Raw genomic sequence first — 18,381 nt, forward strand, 5'->3', positions numbered from 1 at the left:
GCAATCATGGGGCATGGATGGGCTATCGACTCATGAGTCGACTCGCTCCCGCCGTCCTCGGACCGGTTCATCGCACCGCGCTGACCTCGACGTAGGCGTCGGAACTCAGCAGGTTCTTGTCGTCGCTGACCAGGTCGCCGACGACGTCGATGCGGATACGCCGTTCCGAGGGGTGCTCGTTGAGGAAGGTCGCCACCGCGGTGGTGACCTCGTCGGTCAGCTTCGCCACAGCCGCACGCGCACCGCCGGCATCAGAGGCGGTATCGCCCTTGTCCTCGATGAGGTACTGCAGGACCCTCGCATCGACGTCGATGCGCACGTTGTGCTTGACGAACACCTCCTGCACCATCTGGCGCAGCTTCTTCCGCACGATCTTTTGCTGCGTCAGCAGCGACAGCGGCTGGAAAGGCACGATCGCGTCGATACGGCCCAGCAGCTCGGGCGGAAATCGGTTGTCGCCCGTCGTCGAGGAGATCGAGCGGCGGATGAGCTTCTCGTACTCCAGCAGCTGCTTGCCCGACCCGGTGTCGTCCGCCGCGTACTGCGCGATGTCCTTGTAGATCTCCGAGCCGGCGTTCGTCGTCAGCACGATGTAGGTGTTGAGGAAGCTCACCTCGCGGTTGTTGGCGTCGTTGAGCCGGCCGTCGTCGAGCACCTGCAGCAGCACGCGTGTCACCATCGCCGAGGCCTTCTCGACCTCGTCGAAAAGCAGCACAGCGTGGGAGAGGGCCCACACGCGCTTGGTGAGCTCAGAGCGGAACGCCGCGAACGACGAGTCCTCGGCGTACTCCGTCATGTCGAACCGGATCAGGTGCCGCTGGTCGTCACCGAACAGCAGTCGTGCCAGCTGCTTCGTGAGCTCCGTGTTGTGCGTGACCACGAACTGACCAGCCTGGTAGAGGTGCTCCTCGTCGTTGACGTAGATGCACGACGAGCTCTGCTGCTCCGGCAGCTTCTCGATCGACGCGATGCCGACCATGTCGAACTTCTTCACGCGCTTACGACCCGAGGTCTCGATGGCCGCGCGCCGTGCGATCTCCTGCTTGCGGGGCAGGGAGAAGAACCGGGCCTTATCCTCGTTGCCGACCTTCACGTGCACGCCGTACTCGACCAGTTCGCGCCCGTCCTCCTTCGTGCGTGTCCACGATTTGATCGTGTTCGAGACGCCGAGCGAGAACAGCACCTCCCTAAGGTCCTCCGTGAGCCCCTTGGAGAACGTCGAGTACGAGACGTTGAAGCGGTCGTTCGAGGCACCGATCGATCCGTCGGTGTCGAAAAGGCCCCGCACCAGCGCCCACCGCTGCTGTACCGATCCGTGTTTGTACCTCTCCGGGATACGGCGCTCCGCCGAGCGCGCACCGATCAGATCGGGAACCGAGGCAAGCACGTCCTTCGTCTGGTACAGCGAATCGCGGCGGTCCTCCACCGGGCCAACACCGACAGGGAAAACCCAGCTGTAGTTGCGTCCGTACGACTTCGGTGCCGACCCCAGCCATTCGCCCACCATCCACACGGTGTGGTCGGCGTCGTCCCCGTCAGACGAGAGCGTCAGCTGCCTCTCAGTGAGGCACCCGTTACCGATGAGGACGCCCAAGACGTACGGGTCGACGTCGAAGTCCTGCTCCGGCCAGTGCACCGGTCCGTTCGCCGGGATGAAGAACTTCAGATCTTCCCGAGAGTCGCCGGGGTAGGTCCGCACGACGCCACGCTCGACCATTTCCTGCGTGCTCAGGACCATCGGCGCGACGTCCTTGCCCGCATGCTTCTTCGACCGCTGCTTGGCTGTGTAGACCGTCCACAAGTGCGGTCCTCCAACGTCGAGAGTCCGGCCGTCCCAGAGCGTGACCCGGTAGACGTCCTGCATGCCCTGCGGGAAGTGTCCGAGCACCTCGACCGGGTGACCTTGGCGACCGAACACTCTGTCGCCCGGGACCAGGTCGCCGTGCAGCTTCCAGGTGGTCTCGCCGTCGCTCGAGTAGACAGGAACCTGCGTCGAGTCGACGCAGAATTTCCCCGTTCCCGTCGATCCCGTGAACAGCAGGCTCGCCATCGGCTTCCCCTTGTCGTTGAGGTCCGCCACCGACAACTGCAGACGACGCGCCACCGCGCCGGTCGCCCAGTCCTGGCTGAACACCTTGGCGTCCAGCTGCTTCTTGATCTTCGCGCCGTCGACCCGGAATGCGACGTTCACGTTCAGGGACTCCATGAGCACGTCCGAGAGCAGGTCCCGGTCCATCGGTCGGTGCGTCAGGCGATGCCAGCCGACCATGGAGTCGAGCACGAGGATCGACTTGCGCGGCTGGGCGCTGGCCGGCATGTAGCGCTGGGTGTACTCGTAGATCTGCTGGAAGACGTGGTCGTCGTAGAACTCGTCGGCCACCCCGTACCGTTCGGCCATGCCCTGCAGGATCTTGATGGTCGTCGCCTGGTCCGGCGGGTTGAGGTTGATGCGCTGCAGGCGCTCGACGAGCGGCTGGTTCGGCGAGATGTGCTTGTGGAACTCCTCGTAGGTCGTCGCCGCGATGATCCTGATGCCTCGGGTTCCCGAAGCCGCGAGGACCGGCTTGATGGCCTCGACAGCGGCGTCGGAGAGCTGGATGATCTGGTGGAACTCGTCGATGAAGAGCACCACTTCGTGCTTCTCGTCCTTGACGAAGTCCTCGGCCTCGTCGAAGAAGCCCTTGAGCTTCGAGGCCATGTTCTCGGCGTTGCCCGCCTCGGAGATCATGCGCGCCGGGTCCACCTCCAGGTAGAGGCGGCCCGGATCCACGAGCATCGTGGCCTGGACCAATGCGGTCTTTCCCGTTCCGGCCTCGGCCAATAGAAGCGCATTGCACAGCTCAGGGCGGCTCATCGAGGCCAGCAGCTGCATCGTCTCGTGCTCACGGCCGACGATGTCGCGCTCGGCCTTCTTCAGTGGCTCCGAGAGCTTGGACAGGAGTGGGTAGCGCTCGTTGAGCTGTGCCTCGTGGAACATGCCGCGCAAGACCTCTCGACTGGACTGAAGATTTAACTGGAAAATCAGTCGAAACCCTATCACGGGTAGCATTCGATAGGGCATTGAATGGAGAATGCGAAAGGCCCCGGAGTGAACTCCGGGGCCTTTCGTTCCATGCACTGGTCGCGGGTCGCTCACCCGCCGTATTCGGACTCGCGGAACCCTGCCGGACTGGGGTGAGGGCTGGAGTGGAAGCGCGGCGCCGAGGGGGCAGGCCAGGTGGAGGTGCCCCAGGGCCGGGCGGCCCGGGGCGCGGCACTGGTATTTCGACCAGCCCGTTTCCCCGGACCGCCCTCCGAACCGGACGTGCCTGTTGGCCAGGCATCCGGCTCTCCACGAGTCCCAGGGGCTATCCGGCGACGGCTGGCTGCGCGCTGGTGCTCCATGGCGACGGGATTCGGGCTCCCCGGAAGCGGTAGCGAGTGATCGTTACCGTGGCCGGGTTGAACAGCCGGACCCCGTCCTGCTCCGGCAGCCAGGCACCAACCTGGTTGCCCTGGTAGCGGCGTTTGAGCTTCTTCCAAGGCACGCGTCGGTGCTTTCGACGCAGCCATCCCCAGACCCTGTGCCACGTGTAGTAGCCCAGGTAGTTCAGGCTCGTCTTGGCTGACGAGTGCCGGAAGTAGTTCGCCCATCCGCGCAGCAGCCAGTTCAGCTGCTTGAGCAGTTCATCGAGCGGTTGACTGATGCTCTGCCTGCAAATCGCCTTCACCTTCCGGCAGACCGTCTGCATGGACGGCTTACTGGGGTAGGTGTAGACGTATTGCTTGTGCGACTTCTTGCTATTGCGCCGCTGGATGCGGAACCCCAAGAAGTCGAACCCCTCATCGATATGGGCGATGGTCGTCTTCTCCTGCGACAGGCGCAGGCCGACCTGCTTCAGCACCTCTGAGACCTCGCTCTTCAGCTCTTCGGCGTGGAGCCGGGAGCCGTGGATCAAGAGCACGAAGTCGTCCGCGTAGCGGACCAGTCGGCAGGTCGCCCCGCCGTGTCGTCGGTGCCGCATCCGTTCCGATCCTGTGCGGCCAGTCTTCTGCCAGAGCCGGGCGAAGTGCTCGTCCAGTACCGACAGAGCGACGTTGGCCAGGAGCGGCGACAGAATCCCCCCTTGGGGTGTACCGGCGAAGGTGTCCCTGTTGACCAGGTCCGTCGAAAGGATGCCTGACTTGAGGAACGCCTTGACCAGGCGCAACACCCGCCTGTCCCCGATTCGTTCGCGCACAAGGCCCATAAGGGCCGTGTGGTCGATTTCATCGAAGCACGCCTTGATATCACCCTCCAAGACCCAGTCATAACCCCGGGACGTGTAGTAGTGAATTTCGGCGATCGCGTCATGCGCTCTTCGGTTGGGACGAAAGCCATACGAGTACGGCTCGAAGTCCGCTTCGAAGATCGGCTCCAGTACGATCTTAAGAGCCGCCTGCACCACCCGGTCCGTGAAAGTAGGCATGGTGGCTTCATACTGCCCCTCCTGCTGTGAGTGTTCGGGATTTGTGGTCGGATTTCATGGTCTGGGCGGCGAGTTGGAGGCAGATGGCTTCGTTGTCGCTGGTCCAGGGGATGCTGAGGCGGCCGCCGGCGGTGCGGTGGGCGTCCAGGCGGCCGCGGGCGATCCAGTAGTAGACCGCGCCGGCGCGGATGCCGAGCCGTGTAGCGACCTGTTGGATGCTCAGTTCGCCGCGCGCGGTGGCGGTGTCGGGCAGTGGGTGGCTGCCGGGGCCCGTGGGACCTGGGTGTTTGGACCGGTCCAGGTCCGCCCGGAGTGCGGCCTCGACCTGGTCGTTCCAGGGGATGGCGATGCGTCCGGCGGGCGTGCGGTGGGCGGGCAGGCGTCCGATACGTATTTGGTAGCGCACGGCCGCGTCGAGGACTCCGAGGCGGGCTGCTGCTTCGGGAATGCTGATCTCGCCGGCGTGGGCGGCCTCGGCGGGCAGGGGGCGGCGCCCGGTGGGCATGAACTGCTCGGGGTGGCTGATCCAGTCCCGGCAGGCGGCTTCGACCTGCTCGTTCCAGGGAATACATCAGCGGCCCCCGACGTCCTTGCGGGCGGTCAGCCGGCCGCAGCGGATCCAGTAGTAGAGGGCGTGCTCGACCACGCCCAGGCGGGCGGCGCCCTGCTGGACGCTGACCTCGCCGGGCATCGTCCGTGGCGGCGTGGCGGGCCGGGGGGTGAGGTGGCCGGAGGCGCTGATCTGGCGGCGGCAGTCGGCTTCGACCTGGTCGTTCCAGGGGATGCACCAGCGGCCGCCGACGTCCTTGCGGCCATCCAGGCGCCCGTGGGTGAGCCAGTAGTAGACGGCGTCCGCGGTGATGCCCAGGATCTGGGCTGCCTGATTGACGTCGATCTCCCCGTCCCGGAACGGGACCTGCGCCGGGATCTTGTAGGTGTAGCCCACCCATTTGACAGCCGCCACGTCGTAAGGGCGCCCGGTCCCGGTGGTCAGCTGGGCGTCGGCGAGCGCGGCGACGACCTGTTCGTCGCTGTGGTCCGGACGCAGGGCGGCGATCAGCTCCCGCGCCGCCGCCGGGGTCCGCCGGACCTCGGGTGAGGTCAGCGGCCGGGTCAGGGCGAGTTCGTCGGTGGCGCCGGTGTGCCAGCGCACCCCGACCCGGGCGTGGGCCCGGTCGGGCTCGGGCAGCAGAGTCACATCCGAGATCAGCGTCCGCAGCAGGCGTTTGCGGTCACGGTCCCGGGTCTCGGCCGCGTGCCACAATCCGGGCAGGTCAGCGGCCAGGGCTTGCAGCGCGGAGCGGTCCGGCAGGGCCGGCTTGGCCTCACGGGCGGTGTTCAGGGCGCTCTGGGCCTGATCGAGTGCGGCGAGTCTGGCCTCCCAGCGGGCCTCCAGGGTGCGGGCGACCATGCGATTGTCCGGATCGACGGCCGTGAACGTCCGCTCGGCGCGGTCCGCGTCGTACTGGGCTCGCTCCACCGCCAGCTCGGCGGCGCGGTGCGAGCGGGTATGCCGGTCGGCGACCTCGTCGGCCGCGGCCAGGGCCAGCTCGATCTGCCCGGGGCCGAGGGTATCCAGCAGCTTGGCGACCACGGCGTCGTCCACGATGTCGGCGCGGATCGAGCGGCAGGTCGCCGTGGCCTCATGGTCAGCCCGTGAAATCGAGCACCCGTAGGCGGCCTGGCCGCCCGAGTGGTATCGGGTGGTCATCGGACGCCCGCACGAACCGCAGAACATGATCCCCTGACACAGAGCCAGCCCCTCACGCGCCGGCCTGGCACCATCGTGGGTGCAGTTGGCCTTCAGCTTCGCCTCGGCCGCCACGAACTCCGCCCAGGTCCAGTACCCCTCGTGGTGATCGTGCAGGACCACCGGCCACTTCTCCCGGGGCACCCGCGTCAGGCTCGTGCGCACGCTGCCGTCCGGCTGAACCCGGCGACGGGTGATGTTACGGCCGTAGACATACGTGCCCGCGTAACAGGGGTTGCTCAAAACCCCCAGTGCCCTGGCGTGGGTGAGCTTGCCCCACCGCAACTGGCCTGCCCAGGCCCCTCCGTAGGCGCGAAGCGGGAAGCGGCGGCCGGCGAACGCCGCGACGACCTGGTAGGCGGAGCCGCCGGCCGCGAACGCGGCGAAGACATCGCGGATCGCGGCCTGCACCTCCGCATCCGGGTCGATCACGCAGTAGCCCTCGTCGTCGTAGACGTAGCCCACCGGCAGCGGGGACCGCAGATCGCCGCGCTCGGCGGCGGCCCGCTTCGCGCCCTGCAGCCGGCTCGACAGGATGTGCAGCTCGGCCTCGCTCATTGACCCTTTCAAGCCGAGCAGGAGCCTGTCGTTGAAGTTGGTCAGGTCGTAGACCCCGTCGTCGTCGATCAGCAGGACGTCCGTCAGCCGTGCGAGCTCCAGCAGCCGGGCGAAGTCGGCGGAGGACCGCGCGAGCCTGGAGACCTCCAGGCCGAAGATCGCCCCGACCTCGCCCAGGCAGACCTTCGCGACCAGGTCGCGGAAGCCCTCGCGGACCTGCCCGAACTTCCCCGACAGCCCCAGATCCGCGTCGATGACCAGCACGTCCTCGCGGTCCCAGCCCAGCCGGACCGCCTCGTCGCCCAGCCCGTACTGCCGCAGCGTGGACTCGGTGTTGTCCCTCACCTGGACCAGCGTGCTCTGCCGCAAGTAGACCGCCGCCGTCCTCGAGAGGTGGGACGTGGTGATCTTCGAGGTCCCGTTCACGATCACGGCCGCCTCCCAACCCGGACTCGACCATGTTGGCCAGCACCATCACCATCTCGACGCGGCACGGTGATGACGGCACGGCCCCTCGTTTCCGCCCGCCCCGGGGCTGGTGCGCGACACAACTGTCGTGGCATCAGGATCCGCCCCCGTCCGTGCCGGCACCACGGCTCACCAGAGCATCCACCAGCGCACGAAGAGCACTCAGCCCCTCGACCGCGAGCCGGTCCCCACCCGGATCTGCGCCGCGATCCGTCCACTCCTGCGGCAACGTCACACTCCGGCTCGCGCCGTACGCGCAGACGAAGACGAGTGCACCACTACGCCGCTTGACGAACAGGATGTCCAACTGCTGGCCCGCCAGCGCGTGAAACGGGTGGGTCACCGTCAAAGAACCCAAAGACTGCCTGGACGCTGCGGCACTATGCCGTGTCCGTCGGAATCCTCAGCCTGCGCTTTGTACCGTTGCGCTTGGGGATGAGCACCTCCCGCACGGGAGCCGGACGGAATTCGCCGGACTTCAGGGACGCCCTCAACTCGGCGAGGAAGGATTCGACGCCCTGACTGCCCTCAATTTGAGTGACAGTCCTGCCGTCGACCCCGGCCGAGCGGGCCCCCTTGTTTTCCCTGACGCGGCCCCACGCAGCCAATAGCGTTGCGGGGTCGCAGAACACCAGTAGGCCGCTGGCGAGGTGCCGTGTCACCACGGTCCTGCTCCAGCGACCCCCGGTCCGAACCACGCGGGCACCTTTCGGTGCACGTAGCTCTCCAGCGACTACTCCGTGAATTGCGCGGTTGGTTGCCCCGAGTGGATAGCCTCATGACAGCGGGTGCAGACCACGAGGGTTTTTCTCCGCTTCTTTGCCATGTGTTGTGCCCACAGGGGCTGTAGTCGTCCGGACTCGGTGAGATCGGCGAGCTTTCGGACCTGGTGAACTTCCACCTGGCCTATCTGCTCGCACAGTTCACACTTGTCCATGCGAAGCCGTGTAATCAGCTCTTTGCGGGCAACGGGCCGGACTACCGGACGGTCCTGTAGAACCGCCTTCTTCTGCCGCTTCAGCGGGATTTCGCCGAACCTTCCGACCAGTGGTTTCCTGCCTGCTCGTTGGACGCTGGCCTCATAGCATGTCCGTGGTCCATCTTCTGTCGAGAACTTGGCCCTATATTTGCGGGCCATCGCCGACACCGTCGAACGATGCTTAGCGGCAAGCGTCTTGAGCATCGAGGTCTGTGCGACCCATTTAAACCGGCTCAGTCTCCAGACGTCGCCGGCCAGCAGGTAGTACTGGATGAAACCCCTGTACTCCGCTCCGTATGTGCTGATGATCGTGAGGTCGTCACGATTAAACAGCTCGGTGCGGCGCTCGGGTTTTCCGTGCTTTAGGTAGGGGGTGCACTTGGCTTTGATCACTTGCCGTGGGACGCGCAGTGCGACGCTGCCGTTAACAGACGGACGGGTCGCGCTGTGCTGGACAGTGATCTCGTAGCCGAGGAAAGACGCCGCCCGGGTACGGGCTTGCGTGACCAGCGTCTTGTCCGGATTCAGTTCCAACTTGAGTTCGTCTCGAAGGAACTGCGCCAGACGCTGCTTGATTTCCTCGGCCTCTGCCTTCGGTCCAGCGAAACCGAGGAGGGTATCGTCGGCGTACCGGCAGTAGCGGAGTCGCCTGTAGCCCGGATCCTGAGGATCCTTGCTGGACGTTCCCCGCAGCTGTTTACGCAACTCACGTGCTGCGGTCATATTGCCGCGTTTCCGAGCGCGCACCGCTGCCATTCGAACCCTTGCATAGACAGGGTTGTTTGCCCTGCTAGCTCCTCGGGTGTACTGCGGTATGAGAACTGTCTCGATGAACTTGTCCAACCGGTCCAAGTAAATATTGGAAAGGATCGGCGAAACGACACCGCCCTGTGGGGCTCCACTGAGCGTTTCGTTCCATACCCAGTCCTCCAGATATCCGGCTTGCAGCATCTGTTCGATCAGCCGGAGGAGCCGGTTATCGTGGATCTTCTCAGCCAGCGTCGACAGCATGACCTCGTGGTCAAGACTCCCAAAGCAGTCTGAGATATCACCCTCAATAAACCATGCCGTACCAGTCCATAGGTCTGCCACCTCGCTGAGTGCAGTGTGACAGCCCCTTCCGGGACGGAAACCGTGTGAACGGTCAGAAAACCGTGGCTCATAATACGCCTCCAGCAAGAGGCGGATCACTTCACCGACGAGCTTATCCGACCACGAAGGCAGGCCGAGCGGTCTCTGCTTCCCATTCTTCTTCGGGATGTAGATCCGTTTTGCTGGCTTAAATCGAAAACGCTCGTGACGCAGGGCGTCGATGATGCGTTCAATCTTTGCCAGCGACATGCCGTCTGCGGTTTCTCCATCAGCCCCGGGCGTCATGGCTCCATGGTTGGAGTACAGACGCCCGTAGGCCATCAGATACATCTGCGGATTGAACAGTTGTCGGAACATTTCATTGCACGGCAGGCCACGCCTACCGCGATCACGGAGGATACTCAGTACTGTTTCGGCACTCTGCATTACGCATACCTCCCAGTCTTCGAATATCCGATCACCTGGCCCCCTTGGCCCTGCGGACGGCCTTCCCGTCCCCCTTGGTAGGGCGTTACTCCTACGACTACTACGGGGCCTCTGTCACCCTAGGGCTCGCGCCCCTTAGGCGATCCCACGTTCGTCCCTGTCATACGTGATAGCGCGACTTAGGATCCTCATTCATCTCCTTGAATGCCCTCGTTGGGCATCGCTCCACATCCCGGAGGATGTATCAGCCACCTCGTGATGCCGGTACAGGATGTGGCGCCGGTATCAGGCACTATTTCCGGCGGGCGTGTTCTTGCACCTTCTGGAGATTGAGGTCTAGGCAATCAAGCTTTATCCGTATCGCACGGGTCCCGCAACGCCTCGTTTCATGCACCTGAACACGAGCGTTACTTTTCTGGCATGCTATTGTTCCCTGCACCTTTCGGATTCAGGTTAGCCATCGAACCCAGGAACATCCCTCCGAGTTCCTCCCGGCTTAGCCGGGGATATAACAGGGCGCTTTCGTGGCGCAGCGAGGTTGAACAGATCATCAAATCGGCGCGACCGGTCGTCGGTCGCCCACTGGTGCAGCTTGCGTTGGATCCTCAGTACCCGTCCCCAGACCGCATCCGGGTCCGGTGACGGTGCAGCGGTGTTCACCCCTGGCCTCCTGCCCTTCCAGTCCGCGAGCTGCGAACTCGCTGCCCTCCTTCGCCATGTGGACGGCTTTCCCGTCCTCGGACTACTACGAGGGCTCCGTCCCGCTCAGGGGCCATCAGCCGACAGCGGGCCTGCCCGCAGCCACGCCGGAAGCGTGGATGGTTGGGCGACCTCAGAGCGGTTCCCGTGTTCACCGTGATTCGATCGGCGGGGGCGGCATCCAGCTTTCTCCCGACAGCATCGCCATGGCTACGCCGCAGACATTCACCGTGGCCTCCGTATCCGAACTGGACAGACGAATACGGAGTCGTCGGCATACTCGACAACAACCGACGCGCACTGCATACCGGCCCATATCCACCAGGTTTCGAGCCGGGGCATGTCTTACGGGAGGTCATCCACTGGTTCACTTTCGTTATACCTATCCGCCTTGCTAGCCGGGCCCGAGTCGTCTGGTAGTTCCAACTCGTCCCGTCGTTGTCAGGGCTGCTCCCACCCTTCCCGGCACTTCCCGGGTCGGGCTGCCCTCAGCTTCAAATCACCCTGCTGCGACAGGGCAATCGAGAAGGTCTTGCACCTCCTTCGAAATCACGGCGCTTCACGGCGCACGTCCAGGCACATGCGCACGTCGCGGTAGACGTACTTGCCGGAGACCCAGCCCGTCTTCTTGGTGTTCTTGTCGGTGATGTACACCCAGGTCGCGCCCTTGGTGGTCTTGTGCACCGTGAACTTGTGCGACTTGTAGAGGACCCCGACTGCGGTCGACTTGGTGGTCGCCTTCGAGCGGATGGTCACCGCGCTGGTGCCGTGCACCGCCCACGGAAGGTAGGGGTTGGTGGTGCAGGACGAGGCGGGCACCGCGGTGGCGACCGACTGCGGCGCGGCGGTGGCCGCCGGGGCGGACAGCAGCGGCAGGGCGACGGCGGCCGCGGTGGCCGCGAGTACGGCTATGCGACGTGCAGACATGTGCAAACCTCCATAAAAGGGGTGTGGTTGGGTAGGGGTGTGCCTCGGCGAGAGGTTGGTGGGCAGGCGCTGGCGGGGTGTCGTGTCACCGGCGTCGCCAGGGGCCTGGAAGGCGGGCCTGGCCGTGGTCAGGTCAGGGCGTTTCTGCCAGGTCGCTCCAGGAGGGAGCGGTCTGGGGGCGCGTCGCGTCGGCGTCGCGCGGTGGTGCTAGAACCAGCTGGCGGCGACCCAGCCCTTCGTGCCGTACGAGCTGGAGGAGAGACTCTCCCCGTAGTACCAGCGGTTGCCGTACTTGTTGACGGCGGAGCACTCCACCCAGAACTCGCCGGCGGAGTCGAGGTGGCCCTTGGACTTGTATGCCACGCCGGGGCCGGTGCGAATGTTCGGCCACTCCAGGTTGGGGCCCCACACGGAGTGGTTGCGGTCGTTGCGGGTGCAGGCGGACGAGCCGACGGCGGACGCGGGCGTGGCGACGGCGGCGAGGCCGCCGAGCAGGACCGCGGTGGCCGTCGTCGTCATGACGGCGTTGCGGATGGCGGATCGCATGAGAAGAAACCTTCGGTTGGAGGTGTTCGTCGAGGTGCGGGGGACGCTGGAGACGCGGCCCCCGCCCAGCGCGGCGGACGCGCTGGGGATCTGTGGATCAGCCGTGCGAAGCTGGCTGATCGCCCTGACGGGAGCGGCGCCGTGAGTACGTCGAGGCACCCACGGCAGCGAGGCCGACAGCGAGCATTCCGCTTGCGACGACGGCGAGTTCACCAAGTGACATCCAGGGGCTTTTCGAATAGGGCTTAACTCGACCTCGACCTCGACCTCGACCTCGACCTCGACCTCGGTCTCAGCCGACCGCCGGCTCGTCGACCTCGACCTCAGCTGCCTGCTCCTGCTTGGCCTCGGGAGCCGGGGCCTGAGCCTGCGACTCCTTGGCCGCCGCCCGTGCCTCGCGGGCGGCGCGCATGGACGCGAACTGGTTGTCCAGCGTCTTGTCGTCGACCTTGAACTCGGAGGCCTCGACGGACTTGGTGTTGACCACCAGGCCAGTGCCGCGCGTCGCGGGCATCACGTTGCCCTTGAAGCCGTAGATGGTGCCGACCTCGTTGCCGTCCTTGTTCAGGATCGGCTCGGTGTTCGGACCCGCGGCCTTGATGATCTCCTCCATCTGACCGGTGGAGTACGGAGCGCCGTTGTTGTAGCGGACCTTGCCGTCCTCACCCTGAACCCGATCGGACTTCAGATGTAGGTTCGTCTGCTCCGGACCGCGCGGATCTCGAGCGTCGAGCTGGACGTCGGCGTACTGGGACTTGCCGTCCTTGGTGACGCCGTTCTTGTAGACCTTCGCGATGAGGTTGACTCCGGTCATCGCGCCCTTGCCCTTGAGAAGTGCCATGATCTCTCCCTTCCGCTTGTTCCGACTGCCCTCTGACAAGTCGGCCGTGATCAGTCACATCGTCCGGGCAAGGCATTGAGTCCCGCCGAACGCTCTTCACGCTAATACTCTCATAGAGCATTCGACAAGACTGGAGACTAGTCTTTCTGTCCGCGTTCGAAGTCGGTCGGGATAGGGGATGACTACGAGTCGAATACCATTCCGGCATCCGCTGTGGTCACAGCCTGATCGACCTGGGCCTGGACCCGCACGACGAGGCCGGCGTCCAGTGACGAAGCCTTGGACCGCCGCATCCGCTCGGCCTGCTCGCGCTCGGCGCGCAGCTCCACGATCCGGGAGCGCAACACGAGGGTGCTGGATTTTTCGTCCGTCTGCTGAGGTGCCAGCTCCCGGGAGACCCGTGTCATCGCCGCGACATCGTCCACCGGCAGATCGGGAATTGCCTCGGCCTGGCCGGACTGGTCCAGGTAGTCCATCGCCGCCAGCAGCAGCCGCCGGCGGTCCCTGGTCGTCTCGACGAAGGTCTGGTGTGCGTGCGGCCCGATCTCGACGTCGGTGACGAAGTCGTAGCCCAGGTGGTGCAGGTCCAGGGCCTTGACCTCGTCGAAGTCATACGCGGCACCGGCGACGATCTTGAAGTCCGCGCTGACCGCGTCGGTCTCCGTACTCGCCTGATCCTCGGCGCTCGACCCCACGCGCAGCACCAGGCCGGAGGAAGCGAGATCGGCCCGCAGGTTATTCAGCTTCTGGTCATAGGACTGCTTCATTGTCCGGATACGCGCGTCCAGCACCGCCCGGCCGCGCTTGCCCTCGGTCAGGAGCCTGCCGCCGGGCTGATCGTAGATCGTCCGGCCCAGGTTCTCGGCCTCCTCGGGGTCTTTCATCCGCTGCAGGGAGGCATCCGCGCGCAGCGCCATGAGCGAGAGCAGCCGCTGGCCGTAGGTCGCCACGTCCTGCTCCTGCTCGTACCACTGGCCGCCGTCCCCGGGGAAGGGCAGGAAGTGCCGGTACTTGCTCATCAGCCGCCGGTGGTAGTTCTCCTCGAAGCGGTAGAAGTCGTAGAGCGGGCGCGAGTCCTCGGCGGCGACGTCGGCCTTCTCGGCCTGTTCCCACTGGTGCGCGAGGTCGCGGTAGACCCCGGCCTTCTCCCGGTGGTGCTGCAAGCGTGAGGCGTAACTGCGCAGCCGGAAGCCGAAGGAGACCAAGTCGGCCTCCCTATTCTCGTCTTCGCCCTGCCGGTCCGCAGCGAGCACCGCCATCTGCTGGTAGTCCATCCCCATGACTTCGAGCATCGGCGTGCGCACCCGCAGCTCCCACTCCGGCATGGCCCGCAGCATCTGGTAGATGCCGTTGACGGCGCGCTCCATGATCTGCGTACGTCCCTGCTCGACCAGCTTCTGCCATTCCTCCGTGCTCAGAGACTCCTTCGCGCGGCGCTCGTTGGCGTAGTCGACGATGCGTTCCATGGCCTCCGGCATCGGGGACCCGGCACGGTCGAGTTGCTCCTTCACGACCTCGGTCACCAGTTGGTTCGCCTTGCGCATGCGGGCGTCATGCGAGCCGGCGCGCCACAACGATCGGTCTGCAGGCAGGCAGGCGAGCAGGAACTGCGGCAGGGACTCGGCGCGGATCCGCTCGTGCGCCCACCGCTTGATGAAGGTGGTGACGTTGCGCCGCTCGTAGCCGACGGCGCTGGAGAGATGAGCCACCGCATGCTTCTCATCGAGCCAGGCGTCAACACCGCGGCGGAGCCTGGACTTGTGCCGGTCCAGGAGCTTGCCGCGCTGCGTACCGTTCTTCGTCACCTGGCCCCGGCCGCCGTCGACCATGGCCAGGTGGCAGTGCACGTGCTCGGTGTCGACCTGGATGACCCCGACGTAGCGCAGGTCGTCGAAGCCGCTGGTGCCCGAGCTCATCCGCTCCAGACCGTGCATGATCGCCATGCGCAGCTTCATCTGGTCGATGTGGCCGCGGTAGTCGCCGCGTGCCTCGCAGTGGAAGTCCTGATCGACGATGCGGTGCTTCCTCAGGTACTCCTCGTCGAAGGACAGCACCGTCTTGAGCACGGTCTTGCCGTTCTCGAAGTGCTGCTGGATGTCGTTGCCGGCCGCGCGCAGCTGCTCGTCGGAGAGTGAGACCGAGCCGTAGCCGAAGGCCACGCCGCCGTCGCCCTGGGCCTGGCGCATCTCATGCTTCGCCGCGCCCCGCGAGATACCGGCGCGCTCAACGGCAGACTCCCGCGCCATGTAGCGCATGATGAAGTCGTCGGTGCGCAGGCGCTGGATGGGAGCCAGCGACTCGGTCGCCTGCTCGCGGGCCATGTACCGAGTGACGTAGTCGCCCGGCGTCGCACCGCGCGATCCCCTGCCGCCGGGCAGCGGCACGCTGAATTCGTTGACCACGATGATGTCCTGCTTCAGGCCCATCGTCGCTCCCTTTCCTGTCTCGGTACCGATGCACTACGGCCCCGGCTGCTGTTCGCCAGCAACCGGGGCCGCGCTCGTCATGCCTGATCCGTCCTCAGGACCCCAGGCTCTGCTCGCCGTCCTCGCCGAAGTCCAGATCGGCCGCACGCTGGGCCACCTGGCGCTTGCGCTTGTCCAGGCTCGGGACGGGCTTGACCTCACGTCGTCGGGTCTCCTGTTCCTGCTCCTCCAGCTCCAGGTCGAGATCCAGGTTCGGGTCGCGCTGCGCCTCACGGGCCGAAATCGGGGGAGCGAACGGCTCCTCCTGCTCCTCGGCCGGGTGCAGAGCCCCAGCCACGCGCTCCCGGTAGAGGTTCTCCGTGGTGCCCTCGGTGCTCGCGCGCTCGGTCTGGTACTGCTCCCGTTCGGCGGCGATCTCCGCCTCGATCTGCTGCAGACGCGCGCTCATGCCGTCAGCGACCGGCGCTGCCTCAGGCACGGGCGATCCGACGACCTGCTTGACCTCGGTGTCCAGGCCCAGCTCGTCCTCGGTGAACAACGAGTTGATCGCGTCCGAGCGCGCCTTCAGCCCACGTGTATCGACTACGGCCTCAGCCCGCGGGACGCCGTCCTTGGAGTGGTCGGCGAAGTAGCCGGCGAGGTCGTAGCCGCTGGACTCGAGATCGATCTCCAGGCCTCCGATGTCGTGGATCTGGGTGAAGACCACGGGCGCATCGCCTTCGGTCTGCGCCCCCGACGGAGCGAGGACAAGCATGTCCGCCGTGGCCGGCAGCTCCCACTCGATCCCGGTGACCTGCTCGGGCACGGCGAAGCCGCTCGTGAAGTAGCCCTTGCTGGCGAGCACGACCAGCTGCTGGTCGTCGAACTCGTAGAAGGCGTCTACCTTCTCGCCCTGGCCGGGGGAGTAGGTCACCTGGGAGATGCCGAACGGCAGGGCCTTGGCCGGAGTGACCGAGCGCAGTTCGCCCGTCATGTGCAGATACGGGCGGTAGTTCTCCTCCTTGCCCCGGTGCTTGAGGTCGAGCGATGCGACCATGACGCCGAGCTCGGCGGTCACCCCCTCCAGCCGGTACGTCTCCACTCCTCGTTCACGCAGGACACGGTGGGCCCATACGTCGTTCATCGTCAGTCCTGCGGTGCGCATCACGTGCTCCTCTTGCGGTTGGTCTTGCTCTGGTTGGTGATCCTGGTCCTGGACTTCGGTGTGACGTCGGCGCCGGTCGCCTCGCCCCGGGCGTCCCGGTTCTTCGCGATCATCCGCGTTGCCCAGCGCCACATGCCGCGCATCACGACGATCTCGCCCGCGGCGAGCAGTGCGACCAGGAAGAGAAGCGGCATCAGCCACATGGCGATGGTTCCGTCCGCACTGAGCGCACCCCGGGATGCGCCCGACCGCTGGTGCAGCCATGCGCCCAGCAGCGGGATGATGACCCGGGCTGTGATGAACGCCAGCAGGTAGTCGGCGAGAAGAACGATGGCCCGGAAGAACCCCGCCCACACCACGACGGAGAACCTGCCGGTCTCCTTCTTCGGGGCCAGACGCCGCCATCCAGTGCGCAGCTTCGAGTCCTTCTGCTCCTTCACGGGCTTCACCGTGGTCTTCTTCGCCGTCGCGGCCGTGCTCGTCGGGGCGGTCGTCTCGGTCTTCTCCAGAGTCTGGGTCGACATGTTCGTGTCCTTACGTCTAGTCGGGGTCTTCTGGGACGCGTGCTGCAGCGGTGGGCGCTTTGCTCACCCGGTCGGCTTGAGGGAGGGCTGTTCCTCGCTGGCGGCAGCGAGGGCGTCGCGGGTCTTGCTGGAGGCCCGATAGGCGTCCAGCGACGTCACCGTGCCGTCCTGAGAGGTGGAGTAGGTGAAGACCGTGAACTCGCTCTTGGCAGCGCTGTTCTGATCCGGCCCGACGCGGACCGGATCGAGCCGGGCCACCCCCGTGTAGGAGTAGTTCAGGCCCTGCACCCGACTCACACCGATGTCCAGATCAGCGAGCGTGTACGTCGTCCTAGCGCCCTTCGTGGCTCCGGTCGCCGTCATCCACTCCGGCACGAACTCGGTGAGCACCCGGGACTTGTGGTCGAGGAAGCCGTAGCGCGCGTCGAGCAGTACCTGCTGCTCCTTGACGGTCCGGGTCGACGCCGAGCTGTCGGTGAGGCTGAGCAGGAGGGACCGGCCCGTCGCCCTGTCACGGTTCACCCGCTCGATGTCCATGCCCGGCAGCTGAACCAGCAGCGCCGTGTGCTGTGTTGCGAGCTTGGCCTGGGCGTCGCCGAGGTTGCCTTCGAGCTTCTGAACAACCGCATCGGCCTGAGTGTCCGACGAGGCCGGGCCGTCGCTGAGCAGGCTGGCTCCGAGCGTGACCACCGAGAGCGCGAGCAGCGCCCCAGTACCGCCGAGCAGGATCTTCCCGGCGTGCTGGCGCAGCTTGTCCTTGATCTCCTCCTTCACGGTGCTTTCACCTCCTGCCTCAAGGCCTCGCCGGTGGCCGTTGTGCCGGTCTGGATGTTCACGAACGCCTTGCGGACCAGGTCGTAATCGGCGCGGGCCCAGGCCAGCACCGCCGGCCTCTCGCCCGCACCCGTCCTGGTCTCCATCGCCAGCCAGGTCACCGTGATGGTGCTGTCGTCGTTGACCAGGTAGGGCACCTGGGCGACCCACTCAAAGCCGGAGCTGAAGCTCATCGGGATCCCGACGCCGGCCGCCACGTCCTTGTCACCGGCGAGCAGATACCACGGCCCCAGGTCCGCCTGGTGCACCGAGGGGGCGAAGTAGGGGATGAGGTTGCGCAGCGTCGACTGAGACGTCGCCGTGACGAGCGTGCCGCCATCTGCCGCCACGCTGGGCGTCAGGTAGCGGTAGTCGTTCTGCAGCTTCACGACCTGTCCAGCCGCCGTCAGGGCCGCGATCAGACCACGCTCGGCGTCGTCGGCCTTCGGCAGCGCCGCCGTTTTCGCCTCGGTGATCCTGATCTGCTCCTGCAGAGAGGAGATCTCCGGCGCAGCCCTATCGCTCACCGCGCTCTCACCGCCGGAGAACCCCGCAGAGAGTACGAAGCACAGCAGTGCGCCCACACCCATGCTCACGCCGGCCACGAGGGTGCGCTTGCGCAGGCCGCCCGCGGGCTCCGTCTGCGCAGGAGTGTCCGCGCCCTCCTGTGAGGACGCGGACGTCGCGACGAAGCGCGTCTTGCGCATTGCGCCCCCACCCGACTCATCGGTCTGTGTCGA

15 protein-coding genes are annotated in these 18,381 nt (G+C 65.7%); 1 reads left to right on the forward strand and 14 read right to left on the reverse strand.

Translation table 11 applies throughout. From position 1 onward, the window contains the following. Positions 1-67: 67 nt before the first annotated feature. The 8 genes from B9S61_RS23485 to B9S61_RS23530 form a co-directional block, all read right to left on the reverse strand. Positions 68-3,061, reverse strand: coding sequence for an AAA family ATPase (locus B9S61_RS23485; RefSeq protein WP_146064931.1), 2,994 nt, complete (start codon positions 3,059-3,061; stop codon positions 68-70). Between the two features lie 286 nt (positions 3,062-3,347). Continuing rightward, complete coding sequence (ltrA, locus tag B9S61_RS23490; protein ID WP_103544044.1) at positions 3,348-4,448, reverse strand: group II intron reverse transcriptase/maturase; 1,101 nt, start codon at positions 4,446-4,448, stop codon at positions 3,348-3,350. 7 nt (positions 4,449-4,455) lie between these two features. Then, complete coding sequence (locus B9S61_RS23495; RefSeq protein ID WP_103544045.1) at positions 4,456-4,953, reverse strand: hypothetical protein; 498 nt, start codon at positions 4,951-4,953, stop codon at positions 4,456-4,458. Between the two features lie 66 nt (positions 4,954-5,019). Further along, positions 5,020-7,188, reverse strand: a complete 2,169-nt coding sequence (locus B9S61_RS23500) for a recombinase family protein (RefSeq protein WP_219819949.1) — start codon at positions 7,186-7,188, stop codon at positions 5,020-5,022. Between the two features lie 130 nt (positions 7,189-7,318). After that, on the reverse strand, positions 7,319-7,567 hold the full coding sequence (locus tag B9S61_RS23505) for a DUF5372 family protein (RefSeq protein WP_146064932.1): 249 nt from the start codon (positions 7,565-7,567) through the stop codon (positions 7,319-7,321). Positions 7,568-7,957: 390 nt separating this feature from the next. Continuing rightward, positions 7,958-9,721, reverse strand: a complete 1,764-nt coding sequence (locus B9S61_RS23515) for a reverse transcriptase/maturase family protein (protein WP_181007498.1) — start codon at positions 9,719-9,721, stop codon at positions 7,958-7,960. A 1,248-nt stretch (positions 9,722-10,969) separates the two neighbouring features. Beyond that, the gene (locus tag B9S61_RS23525) at positions 10,970-11,347 is read right to left on the reverse strand and encodes an SH3 domain-containing protein (protein ID WP_103544047.1); all 378 of its coding nucleotides are present in this window, start codon (positions 11,345-11,347) and stop codon (positions 10,970-10,972) included. A gap of 207 nt (positions 11,348-11,554) precedes the next feature. Further along, positions 11,555-11,893 carry a hypothetical protein gene (locus B9S61_RS23530; RefSeq protein ID WP_044472790.1) on the reverse strand — a complete coding sequence of 113 codons (339 nt, stop codon included), beginning with the start codon at positions 11,891-11,893 and terminating at the stop codon, positions 11,555-11,557. Here B9S61_RS23530 and B9S61_RS41020 point away from each other — a divergent pair. Further along, positions 11,892-12,038: a hypothetical protein gene (locus B9S61_RS41020; protein ID WP_158697430.1), complete on the forward strand. Its 147-nt coding sequence runs from the start codon at positions 11,892-11,894 to the stop codon at positions 12,036-12,038. The genes B9S61_RS23530 and B9S61_RS41020 overlap by 2 nt on opposite strands. A 147-nt stretch (positions 12,039-12,185) precedes the next feature. Here the strand turns inward: B9S61_RS41020 and B9S61_RS23535 are convergent, their stop codons facing one another. From B9S61_RS23535 to B9S61_RS23560, 6 genes are all read right to left on the reverse strand, one after another. Continuing rightward, complete coding sequence (locus B9S61_RS23535) at positions 12,186-12,734, reverse strand: hypothetical protein (protein ID WP_103544048.1); 549 nt, start codon at positions 12,732-12,734, stop codon at positions 12,186-12,188. Positions 12,735-12,916: 182 nt separating this feature from the next. Then, a complete protein-coding gene (gene mobL / locus B9S61_RS23540; RefSeq protein ID WP_103544049.1) occupies positions 12,917-15,160 on the reverse strand; it encodes a relaxase MobL in 2,244 nt (747 codons plus the stop codon). A gap of 94 nt (positions 15,161-15,254) precedes the next feature. Further along, entirely contained in the window at positions 15,255-16,304 is a 1,050-nt protein-coding gene (locus B9S61_RS23545) for a hypothetical protein (protein WP_051713638.1), read from the reverse strand. Beyond that, entirely contained in the window at positions 16,304-16,828 is a 525-nt protein-coding gene (locus tag B9S61_RS23550) for a hypothetical protein (protein ID WP_103544050.1), read from the reverse strand. The genes B9S61_RS23545 and B9S61_RS23550 overlap by 1 nt, the downstream gene beginning before the upstream one ends. Before the next feature lie 63 nt (positions 16,829-16,891). Then, positions 16,892-17,602 (reverse strand): hypothetical protein, encoded by a 711-nt coding sequence (locus B9S61_RS23555; RefSeq protein WP_103544051.1) that lies wholly within the window; start codon positions 17,600-17,602, stop codon positions 16,892-16,894. After that, the gene (locus B9S61_RS23560; protein WP_103544052.1) at positions 17,599-18,348 is read right to left on the reverse strand and encodes a hypothetical protein; all 750 of its coding nucleotides are present in this window, start codon (positions 18,346-18,348) and stop codon (positions 17,599-17,601) included. Before B9S61_RS23560 ends, B9S61_RS23555 begins: the two co-directional genes overlap by 4 nt. Between the last annotated feature and the right edge of the window lie 33 nt (positions 18,349-18,381).

It is taken from the genome of Streptomyces sp. SM1, assembly GCF_002910825.1.
Classification (GTDB): domain Bacteria; phylum Actinomycetota; class Actinomycetes; order Streptomycetales; family Streptomycetaceae; genus Streptomyces; species Streptomyces okerensis.

Bases quoted from the DNA above. Each gene is read 5' to 3' on its own strand.
- B9S61_RS23485 (WP_146064931.1), bottom strand. From the start codon at position 3,061: ATGCCCTATCGAATGCTACCCGTGATAGGGTTTCGACTGATTTTCCAG.
- ltrA (WP_103544044.1), bottom strand. From the start codon at position 4,448: ATGCCTACTTTCACGGACCGGGTGGTGCAGGCGGCTCTTAAGATCGTA.
- B9S61_RS23495 (WP_103544045.1), bottom strand. From the start codon at position 4,953: ATGCCCACCGGGCGCCGCCCCCTGCCCGCCGAGGCCGCCCACGCCGGC.
- B9S61_RS23515 (WP_181007498.1), bottom strand. From the start codon at position 9,721: ATGCAGAGTGCCGAAACAGTACTGAGTATCCTCCGTGATCGCGGTAGG.
- B9S61_RS23525 (WP_103544047.1), bottom strand. From the start codon at position 11,347: ATGTCTGCACGTCGCATAGCCGTACTCGCGGCCACCGCGGCCGCCGTC.
- B9S61_RS41020 (WP_158697430.1), top strand. From the start codon at position 11,892: ATGAGAAGAAACCTTCGGTTGGAGGTGTTCGTCGAGGTGCGGGGGACG.
- B9S61_RS23530 (WP_044472790.1), bottom strand. From the start codon at position 11,893: ATGCGATCCGCCATCCGCAACGCCGTCATGACGACGACGGCCACCGCG.
- B9S61_RS23535 (WP_103544048.1), bottom strand. From the start codon at position 12,734: ATGGCACTTCTCAAGGGCAAGGGCGCGATGACCGGAGTCAACCTCATC.
- mobL (WP_103544049.1), bottom strand. From the start codon at position 15,160: ATGGGCCTGAAGCAGGACATCATCGTGGTCAACGAATTCAGCGTGCCG.
- B9S61_RS23545 (WP_051713638.1), bottom strand. From the start codon at position 16,304: ATGCGCACCGCAGGACTGACGATGAACGACGTATGGGCCCACCGTGTC.
- B9S61_RS23550 (WP_103544050.1), bottom strand. From the start codon at position 16,828: ATGTCGACCCAGACTCTGGAGAAGACCGAGACGACCGCCCCGACGAGC.
- B9S61_RS23560 (WP_103544052.1), bottom strand. From the start codon at position 18,348: ATGCGCAAGACGCGCTTCGTCGCGACGTCCGCGTCCTCACAGGAGGGC.